This is a genomic window from Pontibacter rugosus, from assembly GCF_042678745.1.
Lineage (GTDB): Bacteria > Bacteroidota > Bacteroidia > Cytophagales > Hymenobacteraceae > Pontibacter > Pontibacter rugosus.
The window spans coordinates 1-16572 of sequence record NZ_JBHTLD010000108.1 but is presented as its reverse complement, the minus strand read 5'-3'; the positions used below and the strand labels follow the sequence as shown (position 1 = coordinate 16572).

8 protein-coding genes are annotated in these 16572 nt (G+C 46.2%); 1 reads left to right on the top strand and 7 read right to left on the bottom strand.

All coding sequences use genetic code 11. The annotated features are described in order from the left end of the window. Positions 1–194: 194 nt before the first annotated feature. The 6 genes from ACFQ2O_RS12420 to ACFQ2O_RS12395 all read right to left on the bottom strand — a co-directional run bounded on the left by ACFQ2O_RS12420 (position 195) and on the right by ACFQ2O_RS12395 (position 11667). Positions 195–1028, bottom strand: coding sequence for a glycoside hydrolase family 16 protein (locus tag ACFQ2O_RS12420; RefSeq protein ID WP_377528046.1), 834 nt, complete (start codon positions 1026–1028; stop codon positions 195–197). Then, positions 1028–3307, bottom strand: coding sequence for a beta-glucosidase BglX (bglX, locus tag ACFQ2O_RS12415; RefSeq protein ID WP_377528044.1), 2280 nt, complete (start codon positions 3305–3307; stop codon positions 1028–1030). The genes ACFQ2O_RS12420 and bglX overlap by 1 nt, the downstream gene beginning before the upstream one ends. 76 nt (positions 3308–3383) lie before the next feature. Beyond that, positions 3384–5480 carry a family 16 glycosylhydrolase gene (locus ACFQ2O_RS12410; protein ID WP_377528042.1) on the bottom strand — a complete coding sequence of 699 codons (2097 nt, stop codon included), beginning with the start codon at positions 5478–5480 and terminating at the stop codon, positions 3384–3386. A gap of 75 nt (positions 5481–5555) precedes the next feature. Continuing rightward, entirely contained in the window at positions 5556–6962 is a 1407-nt protein-coding gene (locus tag ACFQ2O_RS12405) for a PKD domain-containing protein (RefSeq protein ID WP_377528040.1), read from the bottom strand. 25 nt (positions 6963–6987) lie between these two features. After that, positions 6988–8562, bottom strand: a complete 1575-nt coding sequence (locus ACFQ2O_RS12400; protein ID WP_377528038.1) for a RagB/SusD family nutrient uptake outer membrane protein — start codon at positions 8560–8562, stop codon at positions 6988–6990. Between the two features lie 12 nt (positions 8563–8574). Continuing rightward, complete coding sequence (locus tag ACFQ2O_RS12395; protein WP_377528036.1) at positions 8575–11667, bottom strand: SusC/RagA family TonB-linked outer membrane protein; 3093 nt, start codon at positions 11665–11667, stop codon at positions 8575–8577. Positions 11668–11927: 260 nt separating this feature from the next. Here ACFQ2O_RS12395 and ACFQ2O_RS12390 point away from each other — a divergent pair, with 260 nt between their 5' ends. Continuing rightward, positions 11928–14825 (top strand): triple tyrosine motif-containing protein, encoded by a 2898-nt coding sequence (locus ACFQ2O_RS12390; RefSeq protein ID WP_377528034.1) that lies wholly within the window; start codon positions 11928–11930, stop codon positions 14823–14825. Between the two features lie 147 nt (positions 14826–14972). Here the strand turns inward: ACFQ2O_RS12390 and ACFQ2O_RS12385 are convergent, their stop codons facing one another. Then, complete coding sequence (locus ACFQ2O_RS12385) at positions 14973–16502, bottom strand: S8 family peptidase (protein ID WP_377528032.1); 1530 nt, start codon at positions 16500–16502, stop codon at positions 14973–14975. Positions 16503–16572 lie beyond the last annotated feature (70 nt).

Below are 16572 nucleotides of genomic sequence, written 5' to 3'. Positions count from 1 at the left end.
ATGTCTAAAAGATTGCTTTTTTGTAATAAAAGGCAGGTATTATTGCTAAAAGTATAAACATGCTTTTGAAGCAGATAGCGCTGATGAGCTCACGATAGCAAGGAAGGGCTATATAACAGAAAAGCCGCAGACCCAACGGGAAAGCGGCTTTTAGTGCATCTGCTCCTATGCGGCAGATGTTGCTCTAATCAAAATTATTTTGCCACAGCTTTTCTATCAGCTTTGGTGCGAAGTGGCTCATATACCCTAACATAGTCTACCTCCATCTGCTGGGGCCAAATAGTTGGGTCTACTCCCTTTTGCCCGCCCCAGCCGCCACCTACAGCTATGTTCATGATCAGGTGAAAAGGCTGGTCGAATGGCCATGCCATATAGCCTGTGCCGTTGTTTTTGAAGGTATGGTAAACCTCGTCATCAATGATGAACTCTATCTGCTCCTCCGTCCAGTTGATACCGTAGCGGTGGAAGGCATCCGAGAAATCCTTTACCGTATGCTGTTTGCCAACCTGTGTACCTATTTTGTGGTTAAAGCTGCCTGTATGAACGGTGCCATGTACAACCGCCGGATCAAAGCCTACGTGCTCCATGATGTCTATTTCACCACTGGCTGGCCAGCCTCCATGTTGTATGGAATCAGGTAGCATCCAGATAGCTGGCCAGGTGCCGCGGCCTTTTGGCAGTTTTGCCTTAACCTCCACATAAGCATACTTCCAGCTGGCTTTCCCTTTAGTTTTGATTCGGGTGGAAGTATAGGTACTGTCTGTTCCGGCTACTTTATGAGCCTGAATGATCAGCTTTTCTCCATCTACCCGCACATTTTCTGGCTGATAGGTATAGTGCTGCAATTCATTATTTCCCCAGCCGCAGGAGTTTGGGCAACCGTTACCCAGGTCATAGGTCCAGCGGCTGGTGTTAGGTGCGCCGTTGTAGGTAAACTCGTCGCTCCAGAGCAGACGCGGCTTTTTTGGTGCTGGTGCTGCCAACCCTAGGTAGAGCAGCACCAACGGAAGTATAAATGACAGCTGCATTAGATAGAATCTTCCGTCACCAGTGTGAAAGCTGCTTCTTGTGTGTCGCGGGAATTAGGCCCTACGAACACTTTGAAGTCGCCTGGCTCAAAACCATAGGTAAGGTCTGCTCGCCAGAAGGCAAGGTCATCTGCATTGATGGCAAAGGTCACGGTCTTTTTCTCGCCGGGTTTAAAGTGTAGTTTCTGGAACTTCTTCAGTTCCTTCACCGGGCGCGTGATGCTGCCTACTAAGTCGCGGGTATAGATCTGCACTACTTCTTCGCCTGCATACTTGCCTGTGTTGGTTACATCAATGCTAACTTGTAGCGGCTCTCCGGGTCTGAAGCTTTTCTTGTCTAGTTTCAGGTTGTCATACTTAAAGGTGGTATAGCTTAAGCCGTAACCAAAGGGATAAAGGGCTGTGTTAGGCACATCTCGGTACCTGGACTTGTAAACACGCTCTTCGCCCGGCTCTGCGTGCGTGCCGGTATACGGGCGGCCCGTGTTTTTCTGATTGTAGTAAATAGGCAGCTGCCCTACTGCGCGCGGAAACGAGACAGGCAGCTTACCAGCTGGGTTATACGCTCCGTACAATACGCTTCCAACAGCGTTTCCAGCCTCTGAGCCCAGAGACCAGGTAGCAAGTATACCAGGAATATTTTCATCGAGCCAGCTTAACTCAAGTGCCCGGCCGCTGCTAACCAGTGCTATAATAGGCTTACCTGTGGCATGAATAGCTTTCACCAGATCCAATTGCACACCAGGCAAAGCCACCTCTGCTCTTGAGGCACCTTCTCCGTTCATCACGGCGCTTTCACCGATAGCCATAATGACTACATCCGCGTTTTGAGCGGCGGCAACAGCTTCGTTAAACTTTGCTTTGGAATCACTGTAGAGTTCGCAGCCCTGAGCATAAGTTACCTGTGCACCTTTGGCATACTTTTTTATACCTTCCAGAAAGCTTACCGGATGCTGCGCCTCACCGAAGAAAGACCAGGTACCGTTCATGTCTGCCTTGTTATCAGCAAGTGGTCCGATAACTGCTATTTTCTTGGTGCTGTTAGTGAGAGGAAGCAGGTTGTTCTCATTTTTGAGCAAAACAATGGAGCGTTGCGCCACTTCAAAAGCAGCTTGTAAATTCTCTTTAGAGCGTACTTCCTTCTTCTCGTTTCTTACATTGCTGTAGCGGTATGGGTTGTCAAACAGGCCAAGTTTATACTTTAGCCACAGTACCCTGCGCACAGACTCATCGATATACTTCACGTCCAGCTTTCCGGTTTTAACCAGCTTAGGCAGTTCTTTCAGGTATATCTCAGCCATCATGTCCATGTCTGTTCCGGCTTTGATGGCAAGCTCTCCGGCATGTGCGTTATCACGGGTATAGCCGTGCTCTGTCATTTCCATGATGTTTTGCCAGTCTGAAATAACCACACCTGTATAGCCCCACTCATCACGAAGTATGTCGCGCATCACTTTCATGTTGGCTGTGGCAGGTATACCATTCAGTTCATTAAAAGAACTCATAATGGAGGCAGAGCCAGCATCAAGGGCAGCCTTAAAAGGAGGGAGGTAGGTATTGCGCAACTCATACTCTGATATGTCCACAGTGTTATAATCGCGACCGCCTTCAGCTGCCCCGTAGGCCACAAAATGCTTTACGCAGGCGGCAATGGTAAGCGGGTCTGATAGATCTTTGCCCTGGAAGCCGCGCACACGTGCAGCTGCTATCAGAGAGCCTAAGTAGGGATCTTCGCCGGCACCTTCGGCTGTTCTTCCCCAGCGTGCATCACGGGCAATATCCACCATAGGAGCGAAGGTGAGGTTAATGCCTGATGCAGCTGATTCTTTCCCCGCCACGCGTGCCCCTTTCTCAATGGCAGCCATATCCCAACTGGCAGCTTCGGCCAGCGGAATCGGGAAAACAGTTTTGAAACCATGTATAACGTCGGCACCAATTAGCAGCGGAATTCCCAATCGTGACTGCTCTACTGCCAGTTTCTGAAGCTTACCAACATAGGCGGCTCCGTGTATGTTAAAAATGCCCGTTATCTCCCCCTTTTTGATGGCCTCGTTGAAAACATCCGATTCAGAGGTGCGAACAGTTGGGCCTGTGTTGAAGAGGTCGCCGACCACAAAGTTCAGCTGACCTACTTTCTCTTCAAGGGTCATTTTAGCCAGCAGTTCTTCGATGCGTTTAGCGGTAGGGTCTTGCTGCTGCTGTTGGCTATTAAAGGAGGATAAGAACACAACAACGCCTACTACAGCGAGTAAAAGTATCGGAATAAAGCTCTTTTTCATGTGATTTAGGTATAAGCTGCCCACCCATCTTCCTGCAAAGGCATGGCTGAAAGGGGGGCAGTATGTAGATGATCTTTTAGTTGATGAGAATTCGCTTCATGATGATAGCATCCTCTGTTTGAAGTCGGCAGAAGTATACACCGGGTGCCATGTTGGCTTGTAGCTGCACGTATAGTTGGTTTGAGCTGCTTCTTTGCACTTGTATACCTGTTGTGGTTCTGCCTAGTGCATCTACCAGCTGCACCTGTTGCACAAGCAGACCAGGTGGAAGTAAAATACGAAAGGTTCGGTTGAGTACAGGATTCGGATAAATCTTTACGAACTCATTTTCATATTTGTCTTTGATACCAAGTGGTGCATCGGTAGTAGAAACTGTGTTAGTAAAAGCTGATGCTCCGCTGTTGTTTAAAGCCTGTACTTTGTACACCAATTCATCAGAAGTTGTGGTTGCGTCAATGTACTCACTTGTGTTTGCTGCCAGTGTGGCCACTTCTGTAAAAGGTCCTGCTTTAGTAGATGCCCGGTATACTTTAAAGCCAGTTTCGTTTGAAGCATTGTCTTGCCATGCTACTTTAACTCCGCTTTCCTGAGTCTGCAGAGACAGATGTGATGGACGGTTTGGAACAGTAGGCACATCTTTCAGAACAGAAAACTCTTCAATATGAAAAATATCCGAGCCTGGAGAGCCATAAATGCCATAGTTAACTAAAACCCTTATCTGATTAATCTGTGAAGGGTTTACTTGCCCTTCACCTAGCAAAGTACTGTAGTCGAAATAGTAAGTATAATACTCCCCATCATCTATAAGAGGCAAAAGCGTAAAAGCCTTGCTGCTTCCGGTTGTGTTTCCTGCGGGATCTTTTAGGTCAATGCGCAGAGTAACTGTGCCACTTTCGTTCTTAGTCTTGATCTTGGCAGCTAACACAGCGTATTCGCTCATATCAACTGGCGAGGATAGGGTGTAGAGCACCTGCGGCAAGCTACTCGGGTTTGTTACGTCATAGCCTATCCGCAGGGCTCCATTTTCCTGATCAAAGGTAAACGTACCCCCACTACTCGAAAGTTGGGCAGAGGGTACATCATTATCAAAGCCTTCAATCAAGAAACTCTCACCTTGAGGAATTTGAGTTGTTTTAACTGCTAAATCTTTAGTATAGACTTCACCGCCTAATTGCATCGTTACTTTAACACTTCCACTTGTTTGTCCCCAGTTAACTTTAATTTCAGATGTACCTGCACCTGCAGTGATAGCAGCTCCGGCTGGTACTTCCCAAGTATAGGTGGCACCAGTTACTTTGCTCGCCGAGAAAGTAAGATTAGAGGCATTAGGTGCAACTATGGCAGGGCCTGTTATCTGTACCTCATCAAAGTTCTGATATACTCTTACATAATCAACTTCCATGCGGACGCTGTTCAAAGCCGGGTCAATGCCATTCTTCTGGCCGTTTGTTTCAAACCTTGGGTCACTGCCAAAATTACCTCCCATGGCAATATTCATTATGATGAAGAACGGTTCATCAAAAGGCCAGGTAGAGCTGTTCTTAGTTGAGGGTGCATAAGTATAAAACAGCTTGTCATCCACAAAAAACTTAAGAGACTCTTTCGTCCATTCGGCAGCATACGTATGAAAAGCATCAGCATAATCATTAACCATTACGGTGCCTGAGTTCTGCGAATTGCCGTAGCTGGAAGGCGTATGCAGGGTGGCATGAATTTTACCTGGATCTCTGCCTACGTGTTCCATTACATCAATTTCGCCTGCGGCAGGCCAATTTTTTGTCGGTAAACTCTCGCCTAGCATCCAGAGGGCAGGCCAGGTGCCAGCACCTTTGGGGAGCTTTGCTCTAAACTCAATGCGGCCGTAGGTAAAGTTATATTTGCCCTGCGTCAGAACTCTGGCGGATGTCCAGTTTCCATTCTGCTTGATCGCTTCAATAACCAGTTTGCCTCCGCTTTGGCGTACATTGGCGGTTTGGCTGGTATATGTCTGTACTTCACGGTTTCCCCAGCCACCGCTGCCCAGGTCATACTTCCAGTAAGCAGGGTTAGGTGCGCCTTCGCCTTCAAACTCATCGCTCCAGACCAACTGGTTAAAGTTTCCGGCTTGCCCGAAGCTGCAGAGCGTTATAAGACTGACTGCAATCGTCAGAATTGCTTTGTAGAATATATGCATACTTGTAGTGCTTAATGGCACGTGCTCCCCAGCCGCATGGCATTTTAGCTGAGGAGCTTACGTACCAATGGTTAGCTATTGGGTTAATTCGATGTCGTCGATGTAGAAGATGCCAGGTATGAAGTTGCCTTCACCGCCAATTTGTATCACTACACGATCCAGGTCTTTACGTGCAGCGGCTTCGCTGAAATCAAAGGTTAGCACAACCCATTCGTTCAGTTTGGTTACCTCTTGCTTTACCTCTTCCTGGTTTGCCCAAGGTTCGGCAGCCTCTGAGTTCTGCAGCTTTACTGACACTTGTTTTAATAAGTTTTTGATAGCCCATCCCTCCCCATTTTCAGTTACATAATCGTTGTAGCTAGGCATATATACCTTCAACTTGATTTTGTTTTTAGAAGTCAGATCCATCTTATATGCCAAGGTCGTGTACAGGTTATCAAACTCATGCGCCTGGCCTTCTTGTTTGATGTATTGCCCTACTTTAGCAGATTTATTAGGAGCAAGAGGAGCAGGGTTATCGTAGTTTTCATTAAACTTTACCTGGTCTGTCTGCCATACAATCGTGCCAGCTTCATCAAAATCTTCTTTTAGATCTGCCACTTGGTAAGGCTTGGGCGGCTTAGGTTTGCTGTAGCCTTTTGGTACGAAGCGCTGGTACCAGGCTTGTTCTGCTACATTGGCATTCAAGTGGCGCACGTATAACTCGTTTTCGGATAGCTTTAATATCTCGTAGCGGGAAACACCAGTATAATAGCCCATAAAGCCACCGTTGCTGATGATAAGGTACTTCTTGCCTTCTTCTTCTACAATGCTCCAGGTTAATCCTGTTTTTGGTGTATAAGGCATTGTGGCATCATCAGGACCTGCACCACCGAAAGCAGCCAGGTTGTTTGTATTCACAAACGTGTTGCCGTTGTTTTTATAAGTATAGGCAAAGCCATCCAAGTTAAAGGTCATTTCATCATCGTACAGCCCTTCTGCAGATTTAGAGTTTGCAGGAGCACTATACCACTCTTGTGTATAAGCACCAACTGGACCTAATGCTAAATGCCCTGAATTCTCTTTGTCTACTACCCAGGTTTTGCCTGCTAATTCCTCGGCTCCACCTGTCAGCAGGTTATACTCCGGAACATCCAGCATGAGTGGGTTTGTATTTTGAATGGTTACTGTTTTACTGTTAGCGGCATATCCACCCTCGGTGAATATGGTTAAGGTTACTGTATATTCACCTTTCAAAGGAAAAGCACCTGTTACTTCCTTTCCTGTAGCACTTGATCCGTTTCCGAAATCCCAGATAGCTTTGAAGCCAGGAGATGAGGATATAAAATGCATTAAGTTTGGGTTATCAGCATCTGGCTGCATGGTGAACTGCACCTGCTCAGAGGTAGGGGCGGGGCCCAGTTCAGGGTCTTCCGTGTCGCATCCGGTCCAGACAAAGGCCATCAGCAGTATCGTGGAAATAAAATTTATGTATCTTTTCATGATGGTTTCTCTTAAGTATTTAGAATTAATAACCGCTGTTTTGCTGCAGAAGCCTTCCTGATAAATCAATTTCACTTTGTGGAATTGGGAAGAATCCGTTTGTAGCCGGCTTAAAATCTATATTATAATCTATTGGGTCTCCGGTGTAAAACGGTCCTATTTGTGTGGAAGAGATAGCCTGATCTGCTACATTTATTCCTCTGCGCAGCAAGTCCCAGTAGCGCTGGCCTTCAAGAGCGAGTTCTACACGTCGTTCTTGGTAAATGTTATCAAGTGTGGCTGGTTTTGAAGGCAAGTCCACACGGTCTCTTACCATGTCTAACCAATCCTGAGGTGTGCCGCCGCCTGATTTTACAGCAAGTTCAGCGGCCATCAGCAATACATCAGCATATCGGATGGCTCTGTAGTTGTTTCCCCAGTTAAGTTCTTGTTGACCTGCTGTTGGTTTATAAGCATTGGCTGTCGTATATTTTTGGCTGAAGTACCCGGTATGCTGGTAGCCTCTGTCTATACTTCCTTCCAGCTCAGTTTCTAACAGAAGGGTGGCTTCTCTGCGAGGGTCGTTTTCTTCAAATGCATTGTAGAGCGACTGTGTGGCTGGCGCGAAACTCCAACCGCTTTGGTATTGCTCGGCAGCAGGGTCTTGTAAACGTGGTCCTTGCATTTGTGGCTGTATGTTACCTTCTCCACCATGTACAAAACCCCAATCAAACCATGGGTTTTCGTCTGAGTAACCAATCTCCCACACTGACTCTACACTAAACTCACCGGCAGGTGTAAAGATGTCAGCATAGTTAGGTAACAAGCCATGTCCACTCTGGGTGATGATATCCTGTAGGTGTTGCAGGGTGCGCGGCGCATCTACAGTTATACTTCCAGTTTCTAAGTTTTGCCCGTAAACACCGTTGTAGAACAGGAAAGCTTTTGCCAGTAGTGCTTTTGCTGCCCACTTGGTAGCACGCCCCTGGCTGGCGGCTAATGTTGTCTCCGGAAGGTCAGGTATGGCCTCTTCCAGGTCTTTGGCAATCTGATCATATACTGCTTTAGGCGCTGCCTGTGGCTGACTAAACTCGCTTGCCTCTACTAACGGCTCCAGCACCAGCGGTACATTCTCATAAAAACGCACCAGGTCAAGATAAAAGTGGGCCCTCAAGAACTTTGCTTCCGCAGTAAGTCGTGCTTTAACCGCATCGCTTGCTTCTATATTCTCCATTTTTGAAAGCAGTAAGTTGGCTCTCGAAATGCCAAAGAAATGCTTTCTCCAAAGGCCATGAATTTCAAGGTTGGTCGTTAGAATATTATGCATATCCACTTCAATGATATTTGGAGCATCGGTGCGGCTACCTCCTCCGGCATAAGCATCATCAGAGGCAATGTCTAACAGCATTGGGGTAGGGTGGTAGCCGGTAACGGTGTTCCACTGCAGTACATCATATATACCTGTAAGCGCCTCTCTGGCATCAGCTTCTGTTCTATAGAAGTTGTCTTCTGTTCTGGTGTCTTGTGGCTTTAAATCCAGGAAATCATCACAACTTGTAGTGCCGCAAACAAGTATGGCAGCCAACAGTAGTTTAGGGGTATTTTTAAGTATATTTTTCATGGTTTAGCTTTCTTAGAAAGTTGCGTTTAAGCCTAATCTGAATGTTCTTGCCTGTGGATAGATGCCTCTGTCTATGCCAATGTCTAAACTTGATCGTGCACCGATCTCTGGGTCAAAGCCTGTGTAGTCTGTCAGGGTAACTAAGTTATCAGCGGCCACATAAATCCGTATCTTTTGCAGATGCAGTTTTTCAAGAGTTGCTGCAGAAAAATTATAGCCAAGCTGCAGAGTCTTCAGCCGTAGGTAATCACCGTCTTCGATGTAAAGATCAGAGATGCGCTTGTAGTTCTCATTCGTATCGTTCCAGGTAAAGCGCGGGTACTCGTTGGTGCTGCCTTCCCCTGTCCAACGGTTCAGGTATTTAGACTGCATGTTAGAGGTGGAAAGGTCGTGGCGGCGGGTGCCGTTAAAAATCTGATGGCCAAAAGCACCGTTTACAAAAGCATTTATATCAAAGTTTTTATAGCCCAGGTCAAGCGTGAAGCCTATTACCGCTTTAGGTGTCGGATTGCCAATTTTAGTGCGGTCCTGGTCGTTGATCACGCCATCGTTGTTGGTGTCAACAAAGCGTACATCGCCTGGCAGAGCTGCTGGTTGTAGAACTTCTTGCCCTGTCTTATGAGCCGCTACTTCAGCAGAATTTTGGAAAATTCCATCTGTTTTGTAGCCCCAGAAGTAAGCAATCGGTTGGCCTACTTCGCTTCGTGATACAGCTCCATACGTTGAAATAGAGGCACCTTGTAAAACACCCTCCGCATTATCTATACTAACGAATTTGTTTTTGTTGAGGCTGCCATTCAGCCCGATGCCATATGAGAAATCATTGATCTCGTTGCTATAGTTTAGCGCTAGCTCAAAGCCTTTGTTTTCAACTTCTCCGCCATTCACTAAAGGCAGGTTGTTGCCTGCCGTTGCCGGAATAGGTGCATATAGCAACAGCCCTTTTGTTCTTTTGATATAATAATCAGCAGTGATTTGAAGGTTATTGTTGAATAGTGCCATATCCAAACCAATATCAGTCTGTTCTGAAGCTTCCCATTTCAGGTTTGGGTTAGCAATATATTCTGGTGCTGCACCACTAAGGTAACCAACTCCTGAAGGGCTGTAGAAGCTATAACCTCTGCCTACACCAATAGTTGATGCCCACGGATAAGCGCCACCAATTTCCTCGTTACCATTCTGCCCCCAAGAAGCGCGTAATTTGGCAAAGCTGATAAAGTTTGATTCTGGGAAGAAGTCCTCGTCTGAAATAACCCAGCCTGCTGAAACAGAGGGAAAGGTGGCGTAAGGATTATTCTCCCCGAAACGAGAAGAACCATCTCTCCTGATAGTAGCAGCAAAAAGGTACTTGCCTTTGTAGCCATAATTAACTCGCCCAAACAAGGAGAACAATGCTCTTTCGTTAAAACCTCCGGTTGCTATTGCCGAACCTCTGTCCACAGCTGTATTTAGATAAGCATAGTTTGGATCGTTTGATACCAAACCTGTATTTGATGCATAGAGGCTTTCAAAATTAAACTTAAGGGCAGATGTACCGGCTGTTAAGCCAAGGTCATGGTCTCCGAAAGTTTTATTATACGTAAAGTAATTCTCTGTTTGCCAGTTGTAGTACCTGTCAACACCCTTAGAAACAAGTGAGTTGGTATTGGCAGTAGATCTATTTAGATAGAAAACCGGATTAAAGTTATTTGCTGTCACAAAGGCTAAATCCAAACCAAACGTAGATCGAAAAGTAAGCCCTTCAAGAATTTCTACTTCACCATATATATTCCCAACAAGTTTGTCTACTCGTGTTCTGCCGTTAAGTACAGCAAGTCGTGCAAGCGGATTTACAATCTCCTGTGCTACATATTGTGAAATGCCGTATGGGTTTCCGTTTGCGTCTCTTACTACATTGGGGTTGTTGTAAGGAGACTTTGCCAGCAGTGCTGGATCTGTTACAATAACAGGAGTAAGCGGGTCCAGGTTAATGGCGTTGCTCAAAAGTCCGCCAAATTCCTGGTTTGGATCAATGGCTCTCCGGTCGATGTGTGAGTAGGCAAGGTTTGTTCCGACTTTCAGGAAGTCTTTCACCTGATTGTCAGTATTCACACGAGCGGTATATCTTTTGAAGTTAGACTTGTCTCCGCCTACAATACCATTTTGATCAAAAATAGAGAATGATGCGGCATAGGCATTTTTTTCGCTACCACCGTTCACAGATATCTGGTGGTTCATAATAGGTGCATCCTTTTCAAAGAGGGCTTCCTGCCAGTCAGTGCCTTCGCCGAACTGGTTTACATCCGGGTATGGAATCGAGCTTCCGGCGTTGGCTGCACCTTCATTCATAAGTGTAGCATATTCACGCGCGTTTAGAAGATCCATTTGTTTCCATGGGTTCTGGAAACCAATGTAGCCATCATAAGAGATATGCATCTTACCATCTCTTGAACCACTTCTTGTAGTGATAAGTACCACACCATTGGCACCTCTGGCACCGTAAATAGCAGTAGAGGCGGCGTCTTTAAGCACCTCCATCGACTCAATGTCAGCAGGGTTGAGATAGTCAATCCCTCCAACCGGAAAACCGTCTACTATATAGAGAGGAGAGGCATTCCCATTAGTGCCGATGCCACGGATTCGCACGGTAGGAGCGTCGCCTGGCTGGCCTGAGATATTAGCCACCTGCACACCTGCCACTCTACCCTGCAATGCCTGCTCTACACGCTGAACGGGTGTCTGGGTTATCTCCTCTGGCTTAACGGAGGAGATGGCCGTGGTGACCTCTCTTCTGAGCTGGGTGCCATAGCCAACCACTACCACCTCTTCCAGCGCCTGCGCATCTTCTGCCAGTTGCACATTTATAGTAGCCTTATTACCAATAGGTACCTCTTGTGTAACAAAACCGATAAAGGAAAAGCTAAGCGTAGTGGCTGATGCTGGAGCATTAAGTGAGTAAGCACCTTCCGCATCTGTGGTGGTGCCGACGGAGCTACCTTTTGCCACCACACTTACACCAGGAAGCGGAATGCCTTCTTTTGCGGTGGTCACCCGCCCCGTTATGGTGTTCTGTGCATACGCTAGTCCGGTAAGGTGGAGTAGCAAAATGAGTAAGAGTTTTTTCATAAGTTTACATGTGAGTGATTAGTTACTTAATTGCCATGGGATGAAGTACCCCTTTTCCGCTCACAAAGGCAACAAAACCTATACATCACGACTACATCAAAGGGTGTTTTTACAATACATCATGACTACATCAAAAAGCGCAAAAGTGCCTTTATCTGCTTATATAAGAGGTTTTGAAGTTGTGACTTATGTTTTTCCTATATTTTTTTTACTACATCAAGCTCAAAATTTGTAGCTTTATCTAAACATCAAACAGGCGTATGGATAAGCTTTACCCAAGACTATGCATTCTGCTGCTTCTGCTTTGTGCTGCGTTCTTAAACTCTGCTCAGGGGCAGCCTGCTTTTTTCGGTAATCCATTTGTTAAAAACTACAGCACCGAAGACTTTAAAGGAGGCATTCAAAGCTGGGGAATCATACAGGACAAACGCGAAGTTATTTACGTTGCGAATAACTTTGGACTGCTGGAGTTTGATGGTGCCGTCTGGAACCAGTACCCAATGCCCAATGGTACAAAGGTGCGTTCAGTATATGCCAGTGATGAGAATACGATCTACGTGGGGAGCCAGGCAGACTTTGGTTTTTTTAAGCCAGATGCAAGAGGGAACCTGCAGTACTTTTCTCTGAAAAACAAAATTCCGGCTCTGCACCAAAACTTTGATGAAGTATGGCGCATCGTGGAGTTAAAAGGGAAAATCTACTTTCTCACTTTCAAAAATATATACTGCTATACCCCTGGTAAAGGTGTAGAGGTGATTGTGCCTGACAACCCGCTTGAGCTATCGTTTAAACTGCACGAAAGCATTTATACCCAGGAGTGGAATGTAGGCTTATGTGTGCTGGAAAATAACAAATTGCGGCTGTTGCCCGGGGGAGAGGTGTTTGCACAGACACGCATAGCGTCGGTTTTACCTTTTGACCGCAACCTGATTCTGGTGTTTACGGCTCAAGACGGTATCTACCTGTATGATGGACAGGAGGTGCAGCCTTTTCAGGTAGAAAAAGGAAGCGAGCTGGAGCAGCTTGTTATAAATCAGGCAGTGATGCTGAAAGATGGTACCTTTGCCATCGGAACACAGGATAATGGGCTATACCTGATGAACAAGCAAGGCAAGCTGCTCCTACACCTTTCTCGGCGCGAGGGCCTGTTTGATAATACTATCCATACCTTGTACCAGGATGAGCACGAAAACCTATGGCTAGGACTTAATAATGGTATTTCGCTGGTCGAGCTAAGTTCACCATTTAGCCGCATTGATGGCACCAAAGGAGTATCTGGTGCAGGCTATGCGGCGCTAGTCTCTAACAACCAGCTATACTTAGGGACGAACAGCGGCCTGTTTGCCTCCCAGATGAATAGTGCCAGCCACAGCTTCTCTTTGGTGCCAAACAGTACGGGGCAAGTATACCAGCTCAGGGCAAATAAGAAAAGGCTGTTAGTCGGGCATCATAACGGCCCCTACACAGTAGCAGATAACCGAGCCAGCAAAATATTCTCTGGCCAGGGTGCCTGGGATTTTGTCGAGATTCCCTCTAAACCGGGCTACTTTATACTTGGCTCTTATGATGGTATTAGCTTGCTGCAGGAGGTGGATGGGCAGCTACAGTTAGTGAAGAAGTACCGTGGGTTTCAGGAATCCTCCAGGGTGCTGAGTTTCGATAGCAACGGTACCTTATGGATTGCGCATGGCTATAAAGGTGTCTTTAAAATCAACTTTGATCAGGCGTTCTCAAAGCTGGTATCTATAAACTTCTACAACAGTAAAAATGGCTTGCCCGCAGATCAGTTAGTAGGCCTTGAACACATACGAAACGAACTTATTTTTCCTGCTCGCTATGGTGTTTATCGGTATCATCAGGCTTCTGACAATTTCAGGAAAGACGAGGAGCTGTCATCTTACTTCCACGAGTATGAACATATCATCGATATGGAAGAAGATATTCAGGGCAGTATTTACTTTATTTCTGATGAGCGTGTAGGCAAAATCAGCTTTGATAAGTTCGGAAAGCCCCTGATGGACGACAGGTTGTTCAATAACATCCGTTCCAGGCTAAACGACGACCTGCAGTACATTCGGGTACTGGACCTGAACAACATTCTCTTTGGTGCTAAGGATGGGTTTATACACTATAATGCCGCGAAGGGCAAGGCTATGTCCGGCTTCCGGACGCACCTTACCAAAGTAATAAACACATCGCAGGAGTCTGACTCTTTGCTGCTGGCTGAGCATAAGATTGCTGAAACCGCAAACCTCACGCTGCCTTATAAACTCAACTCCCTTCGCTTTATATACTCATCTTCTTTTTTCGAAAGCCCTGAGAAAACGCAGTACCAGTATTACCTGGAGAACTTTGACAAAAACTGGTCGGAGTGGACAGAGAAGACGGAAAAGGAATATACTAATTTATCTGAGGGAAAGTATACCTTTCATGTGAGGGCCCGAAATATATACGGAACAGTAAGCGAGGCCAAGGGTTTCAACTTTGTGGTAGAACCTCCCTTTTACAGAAGCCGCTGGGCTTTTGCAGCTTATATCATGGCTGGGTTCTTTATGCTGGGCACTTTCTTCTATCAGGTTGATAAACGGTTTAAGCGCGAAAAGAACCAGATTATACTTGCCCAGGAGCGCAAGCTAAACCAAAAAGAAACAGAGGCCCGTTTGGCGACAGAGTTGAGCGAGCAGGAAATAAACAGGCTCCGTAACGAGAAGCAACAGTCTGAGATAGACCACATGAACCGGGAGCTAACGTCGTCCACCATCCATTTGATCAATAAAAACGAGGTGCTAAATAACGTGAAGCTGGAGCTGCAGGGTATGCTGAAGGAGGGAGAACTGAACAAGCACAGCGATGAGCTCAGGAAGATCATCAAAAACATAGAGCAGAATATTACCAGCGATGCCGACTGGAACCAGTTTGAGCTGCATTTCAACCATGTGCACGGCGACTTCACCAACCGCTTGCAGGAAAGGTACCCGGACATGACACCGCAGGAAATCAAGCTGAGTACTTATTTAAGGCTTAACTTAACCACCAAAGAAATAGCGCAGCTGCTTAGCATATCTGTGCGTGGGGTAGAGATAAGCCGCTACCGCCTGCGTAAGCGCCTCGGCCTGGACCGCAGCGATAACCTGACTGACTTTATACTTAAGTTTTAATGATGCTTTAAACCCAACCTGCTGCTGTTAAAGTATAGCTAAGACTTGTACAGGAGAGGGAGGTAAGTATAGCGGGCATAAAAAAACACAAGCCTTCTCAGTATAAACTGAGAAGGCTTGTGTAAGTATAAAAAAGCTTGCTTACTACTAAAGCGCAGTGATAGCTCTGAAAGCATTCACACGACCATAACCATAGAAAGGATCACGACCTGGCTTGCCTAAGTCATCAGCTGAAGCACGCATAACGGCTTTTACCTTTGCAGGGTCCATCTGGCCTCCATTTTGACCAATGATAAGTGCTGCAACACCCGCTGCATGCGGGCCGGCCATGCTTGTGCCAACAGACCAGTAGTAAGAGGCTCTGCCTGGGGTTAGGTTACTACCTGAGCTGAACACATAGTCAAATATGTATACGTATTGCGTTACACCTGCAATAGTAGCTATTTCGCTACCAGGGTACTGGTAATCTCCACCTGGAGCTGCAAAGTCTACATCTGATGTACCATAGTTAGAGTATGATGCCATAAAATCCAGGTTAGCAGTTAATGGGCTTAAGGCCCAGCCTTGTGGTGCAGTAGCTGAAATAGAGATAACGCTTGGTGCGCCTGACGGAATGTGCGCCAACGATTTGTCTTTGTTGCCGTTGTTCGCATCGTTACCAGCCGAAGCAATTACAGTTACACCTTGCTTTGTAGCGTAGTTTGTAACTTTAGTAATGGCGTTGATAAGTTCCTGTGTGGCTTTGGTGTCATTTACTACAAAGTCATCAGAAGGATCATCTGGCGTGCCGTTATCATCCAGAAATTTACCATTGCGTGGAAGTGCCGCACCCAAGCTCATGTTGATCACATCAGCGCCTTGGTTTACAGCATGCATAATGCCGCTCAGCATCCATGAGAAGGAACCTGAACCAGAATCACGCAATACTTTAACTAGAATCAATTGAGCTTCCGGTGCCACACCAATTATACCAATACCATTGTCAGCAGCTGCAATAGTACCAGCAGTATGTGTACCATGGCTTCCTACACCTGGAAGGGCATAAGCCAACTGTTCGCCGGGTACAAAGTTTGCACTGGCAGCTAAATCAATATTTGGAGCCAGATCTGGATGGTCAATGTCAAAACCGCTGTCTAGTACGGCTACTCGAACACCTTTGCCACGTGCACCTGCATTCCAAGCTTCCGGAGCATTGATAGCGTCATGGCCCCACTGCAGGTCAAAATAACGGTCGTTGTCTCCGCTGAAAGGAGGGTTGCCGTACATGGCTTCTGCATCAAATTCAATTATTTTCTCATCTGATGGGTTATACCATTGCACCTCAAGGTCTCTTATAACAGAGCTAACACCTTTTATTTTGCCTGCTTTCGCAGCAAAGTTAGGATCAGTGGAGGTAACAGTGGCTATACCTACTTCTTCCATCAGACCTGTAACATCACCTTTCATTGATTTCAGCTGCTGTTTTAAATCAGCAGGAAGCCCATCTGATGATGAAACAATAATGTAATGTCCAGACTTAAATCTTACATTTTTTTCAACAGTACCGTCTTGGATGGCACTAATAGCTTCAGTACCTGAAATAGCGGGTGAGGTTTGCTCTTCATCAGGTGTACAGTTGGTTAGTAAAGCAAGTGCCAGTGCAGGGTACATGACACGGGTAGTAATTTTTTTGAACATGTTAGATTGTTTTATAGTGAGAAAGAATAGAATACAGCAGCAGCAGCTACTGTTCAGTCAAGTTAACTAT